Annotated in this window: 14 protein-coding genes; 7 read left to right on the forward strand and 7 right to left on the reverse strand. The window is 64.9% G+C overall.

Translation table 11 applies throughout. The features are described from left to right. Nucleotides 1–2: 2 nt before the first annotated feature. Nucleotides 3–911 carry an AAA family ATPase gene (locus tag C8C92_RS08155; protein WP_099760276.1) on the reverse strand — a complete coding sequence of 303 codons (909 nt, stop codon included), beginning with the start codon at nucleotides 909–911 and terminating at the stop codon, nucleotides 3–5. A gap of 244 nt (nucleotides 912–1155) precedes the next feature. Between C8C92_RS08155 and C8C92_RS08160 the strand changes: the two genes are divergently transcribed. Beyond that, nucleotides 1156–2082 carry a histone deacetylase family protein gene (locus C8C92_RS08160; protein WP_099760275.1) on the forward strand — a complete coding sequence of 309 codons (927 nt, stop codon included), beginning with the start codon at nucleotides 1156–1158 and terminating at the stop codon, nucleotides 2080–2082. 12 nt (nucleotides 2083–2094) lie between these two features. Here C8C92_RS08160 and C8C92_RS08165 read toward each other — a convergent pair whose 3' ends face one another. Both C8C92_RS08165 and C8C92_RS08170 read right to left on the reverse strand, forming a co-directional pair. After that, nucleotides 2095–2418: a hypothetical protein gene (locus C8C92_RS08165; RefSeq protein ID WP_165829335.1), complete on the reverse strand. Its 324-nt coding sequence runs from the start codon at nucleotides 2416–2418 to the stop codon at nucleotides 2095–2097. 162 nt (nucleotides 2419–2580) lie between these two features. Further along, the gene (locus C8C92_RS08170) at nucleotides 2581–3321 is read right to left on the reverse strand and encodes a hypothetical protein (protein ID WP_116743509.1); all 741 of its coding nucleotides are present in this window, start codon (nucleotides 3319–3321) and stop codon (nucleotides 2581–2583) included. A 258-nt stretch (nucleotides 3322–3579) separates the two neighbouring features. Between C8C92_RS08170 and ylqF the strand changes: the two genes are divergently transcribed. Beyond that, nucleotides 3580–4527: a ribosome biogenesis GTPase YlqF gene (gene ylqF / locus C8C92_RS08175; protein WP_099760272.1), complete on the forward strand. Its 948-nt coding sequence runs from the start codon at nucleotides 3580–3582 to the stop codon at nucleotides 4525–4527. Nucleotides 4528–4596: 69 nt separating this feature from the next. Here the strand turns inward: ylqF and C8C92_RS08180 are convergent, their stop codons facing one another. Beyond that, nucleotides 4597–5400 carry a class III extradiol ring-cleavage dioxygenase gene (locus C8C92_RS08180; protein ID WP_116743510.1) on the reverse strand — a complete coding sequence of 268 codons (804 nt, stop codon included), beginning with the start codon at nucleotides 5398–5400 and terminating at the stop codon, nucleotides 4597–4599. Between the two features lie 112 nt (nucleotides 5401–5512). On the opposite strand from C8C92_RS08180, the gene C8C92_RS08185 reads away from it, so the two are divergent. Continuing rightward, nucleotides 5513–6403 (forward strand): LysR family transcriptional regulator, encoded by an 891-nt coding sequence (locus C8C92_RS08185; RefSeq protein WP_116745881.1) that lies wholly within the window; start codon nucleotides 5513–5515, stop codon nucleotides 6401–6403. Here the strand turns inward: C8C92_RS08185 and C8C92_RS08190 are convergent, their stop codons facing one another. Then, nucleotides 6404–7288 (reverse strand): hypothetical protein, encoded by an 885-nt coding sequence (locus C8C92_RS08190; protein WP_116743511.1) that lies wholly within the window; start codon nucleotides 7286–7288, stop codon nucleotides 6404–6406. Continuing rightward, entirely contained in the window at nucleotides 7285–9573 is a 2289-nt protein-coding gene (locus C8C92_RS27425) for a M1 family metallopeptidase (protein WP_207780982.1), read from the reverse strand. Before C8C92_RS27425 ends, C8C92_RS08190 begins: the two co-directional genes overlap by 4 nt. Before the next feature lie 235 nt (nucleotides 9574–9808). On the opposite strand from C8C92_RS27425, the gene C8C92_RS08200 reads away from it, so the two are divergent. The 4 genes from C8C92_RS08200 to C8C92_RS08215 all read left to right on the forward strand — a co-directional run bounded on the left by C8C92_RS08200 (nucleotide 9809) and on the right by C8C92_RS08215 (nucleotide 13257). Then, nucleotides 9809–11374, forward strand: coding sequence for a TonB-dependent receptor (locus C8C92_RS08200; RefSeq protein ID WP_133250721.1), 1566 nt, complete (start codon nucleotides 9809–9811; stop codon nucleotides 11372–11374). A 147-nt stretch (nucleotides 11375–11521) separates the two neighbouring features. Then, nucleotides 11522–12193 carry a thiol:disulfide interchange protein DsbA/DsbL gene (locus C8C92_RS08205; protein ID WP_099760268.1) on the forward strand — a complete coding sequence of 224 codons (672 nt, stop codon included), beginning with the start codon at nucleotides 11522–11524 and terminating at the stop codon, nucleotides 12191–12193. A gap of 12 nt (nucleotides 12194–12205) precedes the next feature. Continuing rightward, a complete protein-coding gene (locus tag C8C92_RS08210; protein ID WP_099760267.1) occupies nucleotides 12206–12430 on the forward strand; it encodes a hypothetical protein in 225 nt (74 codons plus the stop codon). Between the two features lie 80 nt (nucleotides 12431–12510). Then, on the forward strand, nucleotides 12511–13257 hold the full coding sequence (locus tag C8C92_RS08215) for an SDR family oxidoreductase (protein WP_116743513.1): 747 nt from the start codon (nucleotides 12511–12513) through the stop codon (nucleotides 13255–13257). 3 nt (nucleotides 13258–13260) lie between these two features. On the opposite strand, the gene C8C92_RS08220 is transcribed toward C8C92_RS08215, so the two are convergent. Continuing rightward, a complete protein-coding gene (locus C8C92_RS08220; protein WP_116743514.1) occupies nucleotides 13261–14151 on the reverse strand; it encodes an efflux RND transporter periplasmic adaptor subunit in 891 nt (296 codons plus the stop codon). Nucleotides 14152–14169 lie beyond the last annotated feature (18 nt).

Genomic DNA, 14169 nt, shown 5'->3' on the forward strand with positions numbered 1-14169 from the left:
GCTCAGACGGGGATGCTCAACAGCAGATGCTGCAGCAGCGCGCGGCTGTCCACGGAGCCTTGCGCCGCATGCAGGCGGTGGGCGCAGACAGGCAGCAGCACGGCTTGCACATCGTCGGGCGTCACGTGGTCGCGTCCGGCCAGGGCGGCCCAGGCGCGCGCCGCCTGCAACAGGGCCAGCGCGGCGCGCGGGCTGAGGCCGTCGGCAAACACGCCCGGCGCGCGGGTAGCGTGCACGAGGGCCAGCACGTAGTCGACCACGGCGGGTGAGGCGTGGATGGCGCGCAAGCCCGCTTGCGCCTGCAGCAATTCTTCCGCGTTCATCACGGCCGGCAAGGTTTGCAGCATGGCGCGGCGGTCGGCGCCCAGCAGCAGCGCCCGTTCGGCGGCCGCATCGGGGTAGCCCAAGGTGACGCACATGAGAAAACGGTCGAGTTGCGATTCGGGCAAGGGGAAAGTACCCAGCTGGTGTGCACAGTTTTGCGTGGCGATGACGAAAAACGGCTGCGGCAGCGCGTGCGTGACGCCATCGAGCGTTACTTGCCGCTCTTCCATCGCTTCCAGCAAGCCCGATTGCGTCTTTGGCGTGGCGCGGTTGATCTCGTCGGCCAGCAGCACCTGGGTAAACAGGGGGCCTGGATGAAAAATGAAACTGGCGCTGGCGCGGTCATACACGCTCATGCCGGCCACGTCGGCAGGCAGCAGGTCGCTGGTAAATTGCTGGCGCTTCCATTGCAGGCCCAGCGAGATGGCCAGCGCATGCGCCAGCGTGGTCTTGCCTACGCCGGGCACGTCTTCGATCAGCAGGTGGCCCCCCGCCAGCACGCAGGCGAGGGTCTGGCGGATCTGCAAGTGTTTGCCGACGAGAACTTCGCCGATTTGCTGTGCGGCCTGGTGTATTTTCGAAAACATGTTATTTCTATCACAATACAACGGATTATTTAATTTACAATCGCTTTGGCCAAGTCAAACGGCGGCGCCCGCCAGTTGCGCGCTCGTGGTAGATTAGAGTCACAGCAAAGGCGGCAAGGGCAGCACAGACCAGCCAGTGATTTTATGCGAGAACGCGCCAGGCAGGCAGGAATGCTCTGCAGTGATTCCGGCGCGCGTTCCCGGTATGGATAGAGAGCAGAGACAGAGGTAACCAGTACAGCGCATGAGCACAGCCATTTATACCCATCCCGATTGCCAGCGCCATGAAATGGGCGACTGGCATCCTGAATCGCCGGCCCGCTTGCAGGCCATCAACGATCAATTGATCCTCGCGCATATCAGCGACCTGGTCGAGCACCGCGACGGCGTGCGTGCGCAATTGTCCGACATCGAGCGCAACCACAGTGCCACGGCCATCGGCCTGGTGCGCGACAATGTGCCGGCCGAGGGCGACTACTATCCGCTCGACGGCGACACCTTGCTCAACGCGCACAGCTATGAGGCGGCCCTGGCCGCCGCTGGCTCGGCCGTGACTGCCACGGACGCCGTTATCGATGGCGAGATCAGCAACGCCTTTTGCGCGATCCGACCGCCCGGCCACCATGCGCGGCCCAGCGAGCCGATGGGTTTCTGCCTGTTCAACAATGTCGCCATCGCCGCCAAGCATGCGCTCGACGTGCGCGGCCTCGACCGAGTCGCCATCGTCGACTTTGACGTACATCATGGCAATGGCACGGCCGAATCCGTGGCAAATGATCCACGCATCCTGATGGTGAGTTTTTTCCAGCACCCGTTTTATCCGTACAGCGATGTCGAGTCCTATACGGATACGCGCGTCAACGTGCCCGTGCCAGCCCGCTCAAAGGGCGATGCCGTGCGCCAACTGGTGCTTGACCACTGGCTGCCGGCACTGCACCGGCAGCAGCCGCAGATGATTTTCATTTCCGCCGGTTTCGATGCCCACCGCGAAGACGATGTGGGCGGCATGGGCCTGGTGGAGGCTGACTACACGTGGCTGACGCAGCAAATGATGGCCGTGGCCAATCAGTATGGCAAGGGCCGCATCGTCAGCTGCCTCGAAGGGGGCTACAACCTGTCGTCGCTGGGCCGCAGCGTGGCGGCGCACGTGAAGGCGCTGGCGGAGCTGTAACGCTGCAGCGAACTACAGCAAGCTGGGACGGCTGCTGGAATTGGTGTGGCGGTGGGTCTGGTAGTCGAGCGCGTCGCCGGCCATGAAGCGGCGCCAGGCTTGCGTGTAGACGAGCGATGATTTCTCCGCGTCGAAGCTGTTGAGCTGGAGCATGTCGCGGTGGTGCTTGATTTCATTGACCAATTGGTCATACAGCATTTGCAAGCCATAGCTGTCGGCGCTCTGGCGTTTCAGGCGCTCTTCCAGCTGCGCCACTTGCCCCTGCAACTGCCGGCATTCCTTCTTCCAGTCATTGCGCGGCATGCGCTTGGGCGCCATGCCAGTGTGTTCCATCATCATATCGACCTATCCCCATCGCGTATCTCCCTGCACCTGGCGGAGCCAGCCTGGAAATAATTGCTTTTCATTTAAGAGGCGATATTAGAGCATACTTTTTTATTGCTTGCAGTAAATATAAAAATCCTTGCGGAAATATCTGACACGGCTTCCCGGGGCGTATCACTGGCGTTGTACTGCCTTCAAGGGCGCAGCGGGGGCGGCTTCGGCCATGTGGCCGTCGTCGGCATACGTGAGGGTCAGCAGGGTATTGTCGTCCCAGCTTGCGTCATGCAGCGGCGGCACGTAGCGCTGGCGGTCTTGCGTGACGCGGATCTCCAGCGCGCGCTCGCCCGAGCGCGCCTGCACGGCGGCGAGGTTGCGCGGTACGGGATACAGCACGTGGATCAGCGACGAGTGGCACGGTCCGCCCGCCAAGCGGAACAGGTTGCGCCGCATAAACGGCAACTGGTCCTGTTCGACGGCCCAGCGGATTTCGCATTCCAGGCGCAAGTCGCCCAGGCGGCGCACGTTCGCGGGCAGTCCCGGCGTGTGGATGTCGGCGCGCCAGCGCAGGGTGTCGCGCTTCTTGTTGCTGACCAGGTCGGCATTCGCATCGTAGGCCGTCTTGTCGCGCGTCAAGGTGAAGCCGCCATCCGCCGCCAGCGGCACGGGGATCGACAGGTTGTCGGCCGACAGGTGCAAGGTCACGCCATCGAGCCTGGCCTGGGGCGTGGCGGGGACCAGCATGAAGCGCAGCGGCGCGCCCGGCGCCAGGCGCTGGTGGTCGGCATACGCGTCGAGTCCCTTGAGCATGGTGCGGTAGGGGCGCAAGTCGGGATCGCGCGTGCCTTGCACGTCGACAACCTGCTGCATTTCCTGGTTCACTGGGTCGCCAGGCGCCGCCGTTGGTTCCTGGGCCATGGCGGGCAGCAGGCAGGTGGAAAGGGCGGCGAGGAGACAAAGACGGGGAAGATGCATGGAATGCGTGCCAGGTTGAGCGTGCAATGGGGAAACCAGTCCAGGCTGGACGGACTGCGGATCTTATCATTCAAGTAACTGCCAAATTATCACCAATTGTCTCGTTCGCGTCGCACGGCTGGTGCTGGCGGCGGAAAATGCGACGTCGTGGCGGCAACCACGTAAAATAGCGGATTGACTGAACGAACTGAAGGCAAGAGCATGGCGATACAATGGTACCCAGGACACATGAACGCGGCCCGCAAGAAAGCGGCCGAGACCATGGAAAACACCGACCTGGTGATTGAAGTGGTGGACGCGCGCCTGCCGGCAGCCAGTTGCAATCCCATGGTGGACGAGTTGCGCCTGTTCCGCCAGCGCCCTTGCCTGAAGATCCTCAACAAGACCGACCTGGCCGATCCTGCCGCCACGGCCGCCTGGGTCGCCTATTTCAATGCCCAGGAAGGCGTGACCGCGTACGCGATGACGACCAAGAAGCCGGGCGACGTGGCGCGCATCCCTGACCTGGCCAAATCGCTGGCGCCGCACCGCGGCGTGCCAACGAAACCGCTGCGCATCATGATCATGGGCATCCCCAACGTGGGCAAGTCGACCCTGATGAACGCGCTGCTGAAAAAGCGCGTGGCCAAGGTGGGCGACGAGCCGGCCGTGACGAAAATGCAGCAAAAGCTGTACCTGGACAAGAACACCATCCTGGTCGACACGCCTGGCATGCTGTGGCCGAAGATCGCCATCCCCAGCGATGGCCTGATGCTGGCCGCCAGCCACGCCATCGGCTCGAACGCGCTGATCGAAGAAGAAGTGGCCGTGTTCCTGGCCGAGGAATTGCTCAAGCGCTATCCGGCCTTGCTGGCGGCGCGCTATGGCACCAAGGTCGATGAAGTCGACGCCATCGGCGTGGTCGAAGGTATCGCCGCCAAGCGCGGTTTCCGCATCAAGGGCGGCGATTACGATTTCGAGAAAGCCTCGCATACCTTGCTGCTCGACTACCGCAGCGGTATCCTCGGTCGTATCTCGCTGGAAACGCCGGACACGCGCGCGGCCTTGATGGCCCAGCACGCGGCCGAGATGGCGGAAAAAGCGGCCATAGCGGCAGCGATTGCCGCCGAAAAAGCAAAAAATGCGGCGCGCGGCAAGCGCGGGACGTAATTCAAGCGACAGCCATGCAAAAAGCGCCGCGACATCACTGTCGCGGCGCTTTTTTTATACGCTGCCCGATTATCCGAACCTGAAGCTGGTCACTGCCAGCGCGCCAAAAAAATCGTCCTCGTGGTACACCACGTGCGCCGCTTCCTGCTCGGCCGCACCGAGCGCCACCATCAACGGCAGCAGATGGTCTTCCTGCGGATGGGCCTGGCGCGCACCGGGCGCCTGGTCCCAGGCCAGCAATTGATCCAGCCTTTGTTCTGGCGGCAAGGCCATCGTCTGGCGCAGCCAGGCATCGAACTGCTGCGAGGCGACGGCGCCCGCCTGGCCGAACTGGCGCAGGTTATGGTAAGACAAGCCGCTGCCGACGATCAGCACGCCTTGCCGGCGCAAGCTGGCCAGCGCGCGGCCCACCTCGACGTGCGTGAGCGGATCGTAGCCGTGTTTCAGCGACAGCTGCACCAGCGGCACGTCCGCCTGCGGGTAGATGGGAAACAGGGCGCTGAAGGTGCCGTGGTCGAAACCCCGTTCGTGGTCGAGGCGCGCCGGGTGGCCGGCCGCATCGAGCAACTGTTTTACCTGCGCCGCCAGTGCCGGCGCGCCCGGTGCCGGGTACTGGATCTGGTAGGTATGCGGCGGAAAGCCCGAATAATCGTAGATCATGCCCGGCTGCGGACTGGCCGAAACGAGGAACTGCGGCCCTTCCCAGTGCGCCGTGACCACCAGCACGGCCTTGGGACGCGCGCCGAGCTGGCGCGGGATATCCTGCAACGATGCTTCCAGCACGTCGTAGCGCCCGCCGAACTGCTCTTTCATGAACGGCCACGGGCCGCCGCCGTGCGACAGGAAATAGGTGGGGAAAGTGTGCTCTTGCATGGCGGCTCCGCTGTGGAATGGCTGATGCTATCGATGATAGTCATGCGCGGTCAGTTGATCAAGATCGCAATTATTGATATATCATTTCCATTTTGTTGATGATGGGATGGTCATGGATACCTTGCGCAGCATGCGCGTGTTTCGCGCCGTGGTGGAACTGGACAGTTTCGTGCGCGCCAGCGAGCGCCTCGATCTGTCGCCGGCCATGGTCAGCAAGCACGTGATGCACCTGGAACGCCACCTGGGCGCGCGGCTGCTGAACCGCAGCAGCCGCCACCTGAGCCTGACGGAAATCGGCAAGGTGTACTTCGAACAGTGCCGCGACATGCTCGACAACCTCGACGAGGTGGAAGCGACGGTGGGCCGCACGACGGTGGTGCCACGCGGCATGCTGCGCCTGAGCGCCCCCGTCTGGTTCGCCAACGCCATCTTTACGCGCACCCTGGTGGCTTACCGCGAGCGCTTTCCGGAAGTCACGTTTGACATCGACTTGAGCGGAAGAGTCGTCAACCTGGTGGAAGAGGGCTTCGACCTGGCCCTGCGCGTCAGTCAGGCGCCATCGCCGAGCCTGATCGCGCGGCCCATCGGCAGCATCGCCTTTCATCTGGTGGCCGCGCCCGCCTACCTGGCGCGCGCGGGCCAGCCTGTGGTGCCGCAGGATCTGGCGCAGCACGCCATGATCAGCTATTCGCTGTTGTCAAATGGCAATGAATTGACGTTTGATGGCCCGCTGGGACACGAGACGGTGAAGTTTTCGCCCGTGCTGCAATGCAATAACGAAAGCCTGCTGCACGCGGCCGCGCTCGACGGCATGGGCATCGCCCTGCTGCCATCGTGGCAAACGGATGCGGACCTGGCGGCGGGGCGGCTGGTGCGCCTCTTCGACGGCTACCAGTTGGCGGGCGGCAAGGTGTACGCCGTCTACACGAGCCGCCGCTACCTGTCCTCGAAAGTGCGCACCTTCATCGACTTCCTCGCCGACGAAGGGCGCCTGGGGACTTGATTACGCCAGTGAGCGCTTGACGTCGATCAGCGCGAACAGGCGCGCGCTGCGCATCCACGCCAGCACCAGCGCCGCCAGCTGCGTCACCAGGAAGCCGGCAACGATGGCCAGCGGACCGGGTGCGGCCAGGTTCAGGCGCGCCACGCCCAGCAGCGCATACAGCGCCAGTCCCAGCAAGGTGATGACGAGGTAGATGGCCAGGCTGGCCAGCGGACGCCGGCGCAGCATGCCCAGGCCCCGCCACCAAGCCTTGACGGCCGAGGTGCGGCGGCGGTCGACGGCCAGCGCCGCGCGACCGGCGTCGAGCGTGGCGCAGGCCAGCAGGAACAGCACGCCCGTGAGCAGCAAGGCCAGGTGGCGGGCCAGGTCGGCGTCCGCTTCCAGGATGGCTTTCGCCGCCTGCTTGTCGGCCAGTTTCAGCGCGCCGGCGCCGATCGCCAGCGCCACGCCCAGCGGCACGATGCTCCACAACAGCATGCGCAGCATGCGGCCGTATTCGCTGAAGGCGCCCGTCAGCAGGGGGCCGAAGCCGAGCGGCGCCGGCGCACGTGCGGCCGTCACCACCAGGCCGCTCAGCAGCGGCGACAGCAGCAGGGCCAGCACGATGCCCGTGATGGCGGCCTGGCTGATGGCGGCCCCGTTGCGTCCCGTATTGGCCATCAGGTCGGCCAGGGTCATCAGGTCGAGCTTGTGCGCCAGGGTTGCCGCATGCACGGCGTTATCGAGGCTGGCGCCCAGGGTGCGCCAGAGGGGAATGACGGCAAGGATGGCGGGGATCAGCAGCAGGCCTGCCCACAGCAGCAGCAAGCGCCATTGCAAGGCGGCGCGGCTGGCGCGCGTGGTCAGGGTCAGGCCGTTGGCCCGTGTCTTGGAAGTGGCGCTCATACGATGGCAATCAGGGAAAGGAGGTATTGGAAGACGGCAGCAAGGTCGAAGCTCCAGCGCCGCGAGGCCGAGGTATCGGCTTTCAGGGTGCGGCCGTCATCGAGCTTGTTGACGTCGAGGTAGTGCACGCGGTCGGGGTCCAGTTCGGCCGAGACGGCCTTCACGGGCTTGCTCCAGGTGTAGCGCTGCCACAGCTGTTCGTTGTCCCACACCACGCGTTCGGACGTGCCGTCGGCGAACTTCACCAGCAGCACCTGCGGCACGGGCGCGCCGCGGCGGCGCAGGACCACGCTGGTGAGATACGGATACGGCCCGGTGCCGGGTTTGGCGTCCGGGTGCGCCTGGTCCCACGCCTCGCGCACTTTTTTCTCCTCTTTTTCCAGCGCTTCGGCCGTATGTTCCACGCGCTTGCCGTTCACCAGCGCCGTGCCGGCCAGCGGCGTCTGCTCTTCGCTGGTGAAGGTGCCAATGCGATCGTCGATATTCGCGCTGGCATACACTTGCTGCGCGAAGACCTGCTCCACGATGCGGCGCTGGCCCGTTGCCTCGGCTAGCGTTTCGCGCAGGTCGGCCACGCTCGGATGGCGGAATTTCCACTGTTCGTAATAGGCCTTGAAGCCCCGTTCCATGGCTTCGCTGCCGATGCGCGCTTCCAGGTCGCGCATGGTGGTGGCCGTGCGGCTATAGACGGGGCCCACGCCTTGCAGGCGGTTCCACGCGTTCTGGCCCAGCGGGTCGGCCGCATCCTGGCGCGGCGCGGCCATGCGCTCGAATTCGAAGACCTTGAAGACGGGATCGAAGCCCAGGCGCTTGAGCAGGGGCGTGGTGGCGTGGATGTGCTGGCCGCGCGCGCGCAGCATGCGCTGGTCCCAGTACTCGTTCAAGCCTTCGTCGAGCAGCGGTTCCTCGAATTCGTTCGAGGCCAGGATGCCATAGAAATAGCCATGGCCGAATTCGTGGATGGTGACGAAATCGAGGCCGAATTCGGGTATGGTCTTCGGCTGCAGGTTGGCGTAGCTCGAGGCCGTGATGAAGGTCGGATATTCCATGCCGCCCGCTTCGGCCGCGTTAAACGGCGGAATCACCACCGTCAGGGTTTTGTACGGATACGGGCCCAGGGTGCGCGAGAAATACGTGAGCGAGTCCTTCGCCGCCTGCAGCGCGGGCGCCGCGTTCGATGCATATTCGGGCGGGTATAGCACCTTGATGGCCACCGGCGGGCTGCCAGGGCCGCTCCAGCTGCCCGTCAGTGGCTGGGCGCTGCGCTTGTCGGCCGTCCAGGCAAAATCGTGCACGTCGCCCTGCACATAGTGATGGGTGAGCATGCCGTTCTTTTCCTGCGGCGCGCCCTGCAATTCTCCCGTGGCGCCCACCGTGTATTCCTTGGGCACGGTCAGCTTCACGTCATAGTTGCCGAAATCGGCGTAGAACTCCGAATTGAGGTGGAATTCATGCGCGTTCCAGCGCGCCGCGGTGGCGCCCCGTTCGCCGGGCAGTTCCAGCACCGCGATCTTCGGGAACCACTGGCCCACCAGGTGGAAGCTGCCGAAATAGCCGGTGCGCGCTATCACGCGCGGCAGCTGGTCGAAGAAGCGGATGTCGAGTGTCGTCTCGGCGCCCGGCGCGACGGCCTGCGGCAAGTCGACGCGCACGACGGTGCGGTCGGTGGCCGGGCCGTTGTCGGGCTGGACGAAATGCCAGGGCGCCTTGGCGCCGTTCTGCGTCATGCCGCGCAGTTCGATGTAGCCCCATTCGCCGTCGCGCGTGTCGACGCCCGAGCGAAAGCCCGTGTCGAGCTTGCGCTTCTCGGTAAAGAAGGTCGAATGTTCGCCTTCGAACGCGTTCAGGTACAGATGCAGGTAGACGCTGCTGACGGCTTGCGCGCTGCGGTTGCGCCAGCGCAGTTTCTGCTGGCCGTCGATCGTGTGCTTGACGGGATCGAGCGTCGCTTCGATCTGGTAGTCGACCACGCGGTCCGACAGGGTCGCTTGCTTGCCCGTGCGCGCGCCGCCCCAGGCGTTGCTGGTGCTGGGCGTGCTGACGGCCGACGCGTTCGGCGACGCCAGAGCGATGCCGTCGGCGGACGGCGCCAGCGGCAAGGGCGCGCCGGCCGGCTTGCCTTGTCCCGGCTGCGCGAACAGCTCGGCCTGCAGGGCGAGGCCGGCCAGCAGCAGGGCGGCGATGGAGAGGGCTTTGAGCTTGCCCGAGATGGGGAAAAAACCAATGCTGCGGCGCGTGCAGCGGAGACTTGGCGGCCCCTGGCGCGATGTGCTACGACTTTCCATGCGTGACTCCCACAGTGACTTCTTATTGTTAATTTTCAAATGCAGTCGGCTGCACCCAGGATCGCCGGGCGCAGCTTAATATACCTACAAAAATGCCAAATCACCAATAAAATATTGGCATAAGGAAAGTACCACCGGGCTGGCGCTTGCCGCGCCGCGCGTATAATGATTCGCTTTTTGCCATCCTCCCGTTTCACTACCGTGCGTGCCCCGATAGCGCACCCAGCTTGCCAACATGATGCCTGCCCCTTCCGCCCTGACCATCGCCATGCGTACCTTGCTGCTGTGCGCCCTGGCCATGCCGGCGTGCGCGCAGGAGCTTGAATCGCCTGCCGCGCCGCCATCCGTGCAGCAGCACGGCGGCGCGGCAGGCGTCACGCATGGCGACTTGTCCACCGAACTGGCGCAGGGCGGCCAGCACAGCGTGCGCGGCGCTCTGTCGCGCGACCAGGACGGCATGTCGCTCGATGTGGCCATCGATGGCCTGCGCAATGGCAATTACCGCGATGGCAGCGTGTTTCACCAGCGCGGCTTCAACGGCGGCGCGGAATGGAAGCTGCGCCAGGGGCGTTTCGGCTTCAGCGCCGACCAGCTGAACCAGGACACCCGCTATCGCGCGCCCGAGGCGCCGTTCCTGGCCTTGCTGGCCGCCCGCCCGGAAGACCTGTACCGCTATGAAGTGCGGCGCGCCAGCGCCTTCGTGCAGCGCTATGTCGGCAGTTTCGAGCTGGGCGTGGAGCTGTCGCAGCGGGAAAAGCGCGCCACGGCCCAGTATGCGGGCGAGGACGGCAGCAGCGAATCGCGGTACAGCAGCCGCCGCCGGCAACTGGCGCCGCGCGTGCGCCATTACGGCAAGGTGGGTGGCGTGGGCACGGATACGGAAGCGGGCCTGGACCTGATGCAGTGGGAAAGGCGTTCGGGGCGCGATGGCGATGGGCAGCGTCGCCAGTATTCGCGCGCGCTGCTGCTGCGCGAAGAGCTGGCGTTCGGCGGCCCATATGCGCCGCGTCTGCTGCTGGGCTTGCGGCATGAACAGTTCCAGCTCGATCCGGCCGACATGCCCGCCGGCGGCAGCGACTGGGAAAACCAGAACGCCTGGGACGTGCAGGGCAGCCTGCAGCTGCGCCCGCAGCTGAGCGTGTACGGCAAGGCCGCGCGCAGCTACCGCATCGATGACGACGGCTATACCCGCGCCGGCTACCGCCCCCTGGCGGGACAGCTGCGGCGCGAAACGGAAGTGGGCGCTACCTTCGGCGACGCGGCGCGCAGCGCTTCCGTGCGCATCTTCAGCGAGCGCCTGAGCAACCAGATCGTCTTCGACCAGAGCCTGGGCCAGCTGGGCTTTGCGGGCAACCTCGACCCCTCGCGCCGCGACGGTATCGCCATCGAGGCCAGCATGGCGCTGGCGCGCGACTGGCGCCTCGACGCGCAGGTACGGCAAGTGCATGCGCGCTATGACGATTACACCTACGACGGCCCGGATATCGCCCTCGTGCCCAAGACCCTGGCCAGCCTGCGCCTGTACTGGACGGGGCAGGCCGGCGCGAGTGCCGACGTGGGCGTGCAATGGCTGCGCGCCCTGCGCTATGGCCCCGATTTCGACAACAGCTGCCTGGCGCAAGTGCCCGCGTTCGCCACCGTGGACGGGCGCTATGTGCGCAAGCTGGGCGCGTGGGAGCTGGAACTGGCCGGCAGCAACCTGGCCAACCGCCGCCATTACGGCGATGCGCCCGGCTGTCGCTCCAGCATTTACCTCAACGATGCGCGCCAGCTGCGCGTGTCGGCGCGCTACCATTTCTGAGGCAGGGGCGCAGCGGGGCTTAAATGCGGCTTAAGCGGGCGCAAAGCGGGGCGACAAATACGGCTTTTTTCCGCCCTGGCTTCATCGACCGGCGCAAAAAGTGGTAATCTCGCCCCGTTCACGACCACTTTATGATGAAGGATTAATATGCGTTTTCTGCGTTTCTTGCGTCCCCTGCTCGCCGCCGTCACCCTGGTGGCGGCCACCGGCGGCGCCATGGCTGCCGATACCGGCTTTACCACGCTTCCGACGCCAGTGCGCACGGACACGGGCAAGAAGGTGGAAGTGGTCGAGTACTTCATGTATTCCTGCCCGCATTGCTACGCGCTCGATCCTTTGATGCACGACTGGGTCAAGAAGCAGGGCGACAAGATCGCCTTCCGCCGCATCCACCTGGCCTTCTCCGGCCCGAAAGACCCGCAGGCGCACGCGTATGCCACCCTGGAAGCGATGGGTCAGCTGGAGCAGTTCCACGACAAGATCTTCCGCGCCATCCACGTCGAGCGCAACCGTCTGAACCGTGATGACGCCATCCTCGACCTGCTGGTCAAGAACGGCATCGACAAGGCCAAATACCTGGACATGTTCAATTCCTTCGGCGTGCAGACCAAGCTGAAACGCAACGAACAGCTGATCACCGCCAGCAAGATCGACAGCGCGCCGACCATCGTCATCGACGGCCGCTTCGTCACGTCGCCGTCGCAGCTGTCGCGTCCCGGCCAGTCCGAGCCGCAGACCCAGGCAGCGACCCTGCGCGTGATGGATGAACTGGTGGCACGCACGCTGAAAGAGCGTGCACCCGCGCCAGCGAAGAAGTAAGCGCAGAGCGCCATGAAACAGCTGCCCTGGACTTTGTGCGTACTGGCCCTCGCCCTCGTGGCGTGGCTGGCGCTTGCCGTCGTCAGCGTGGAAAATCAGCGCAATGCGCTGGTGACCAAGGCGTGCGTGGACCCCGCGTTCAAGAACGAGGTCGACGCGAAATGCCTGGCGTCCGTGCAGTCGCGCGAACACTGGTGGCAGCATCTGACTTACGCCATGACGCATTTCCGAAATTGAATGCGCCTGCATGAAAACCCGCCGCGCGCGGGTTTTTTTTCGTTTGCGTATGATGAAGCCACAACCATCCTGGAGGAACGATGAAGGAAGTGATCCTGATTACCGGCAGCAGCCGCGGCATCGGCGCGGCGACGGCGCTGCTGGCGGCGCGCCAGGGCTATGCCGTGTGCATCAACTATGTGCGCGATGCGCAGGCGGCCGAGGAATTGTGTGCGCGTATCGTCGCCGGCGGCGGCGAGGCGATCGCCGTGCAGGCTGACGTGGGCGACGCAGCGGACGTGGAACGGCTGTTCGGCGAAGTCGATGCTCGCCTGGGCACGCTCACGGCGCTGGTCAACAATGTGGGCGTGCTGGAGCAGAAATGCCGGCTGGCCGACATTTCCGTGCAGCGCCTCGAGCGCGTGCTGCGCACCAACGTGATCAGTTATTTCCTGTGCTGCCAGCAGGCCGTGCGGCGCATGTCGACGGCGAACGGGGGCCAGGGCGGGCGCATCGTGAATGTCTCGTCGGTGGCCGCGCGCATCGGCTCCCCGGGCGAATACATCGATTACGCGGCTTCGAAAGGCGCCGTCGATACCTTGACCCTCGGGCTGGCGAAGGAAGTGGCGGCCGAAGGCATCCGCGTCAATGGCGTGCGGCCCGGCATCATCTATACGGACATCCACGCGTCTGGCGGCGAACCGGGACGGGTGGCGCGCCTGGCGTCCGGCGTGCCGATGCAGCGCGGTGGCGAGCCGGAAGAAATCGCCGACGCCATCGTGTATCTGCTGGGGCCGGGCGCGACGTATGTGACGGGCAGCATTCTCGACGTGGCGGGCGGGCGCTAAAGGTTACGCTTTGGCTGGCGCGGCCTTGGCCGGCGCCGAATGGGGCGTGATCACCACGGTGCAGGTGGTGCCGGCCACCAGAAAATGCCCTTTTGATTGCTCGTCGATGTGGATGCGCACGGGCACGCGCTGCGCCAGGCGCACCCAGTTGAAGGTGGGATTGACGTCGGCCAGCAGTTCGCGGCCCGTGGCGGCATCGCGGTCAGTGATGCCGCGCGCGATGCTTTCGATGTGGCCATGCAGGGTGCCGCCGCTCATCAGATTCATTTCCGCCTTGTCGTCCTGCGCCAGCAGGCCCAGTTTGGTCTCTTCGAAGTAGCCGACGACGTAGTACGAGGCGCTGTCGATGACGGCCAGCTTGGGGGCGCCGACGGCGGCGAAATCGCCCTTGTGCACGTTCAGGTTCGTTACATAGCCGCTGACGGGCGCACGCACGGTGGTGCGTTCCAGGTTCAACTGGGCCAGCGCGCGCGCGGCCACGGCGGCCTGCACTTGCGACGAGGCCGAGCTGGCGGCAAACGCCGCGCTTTCGCGGCTTTCCGTCGAGATGATGCTGGCGTCCAGATTGGCGCGGCGCTGCGCTTCCTTGCCGCGGCGGCCCATTTCCGTTTTTTGCGTGGCCAGCATGGCGTCGGCCTGCGCCAGCGCGCTGGCATAGCGTTCCTTGTCGACGACGAACAGCACATCGCCCTTTTGCACCACCTGGTTATCGCGCACCAGCACGTCCGTGACGGTGCCGGCCACGTCGGCGCTGATGTTGACGATGTCGGCCTTGATGCGGCCGTCGCGCGTCCACGGCGACTCCATGTAGCGGTCCCAGACGGTCTTGCCGATCCACAGGGCTGCAGCCAGCAGCAGCAGGGTGATGGCGTAGCGGGTCAGTTTGCTTACCATGTCGGTAGCCTTTCCTTG

Source organism: Janthinobacterium sp. 78 (assembly GCF_003096775.1).
GTDB classification, from domain to species: Bacteria; Pseudomonadota; Gammaproteobacteria; order Burkholderiales; family Burkholderiaceae_D; genus Janthinobacterium; species Janthinobacterium tructae.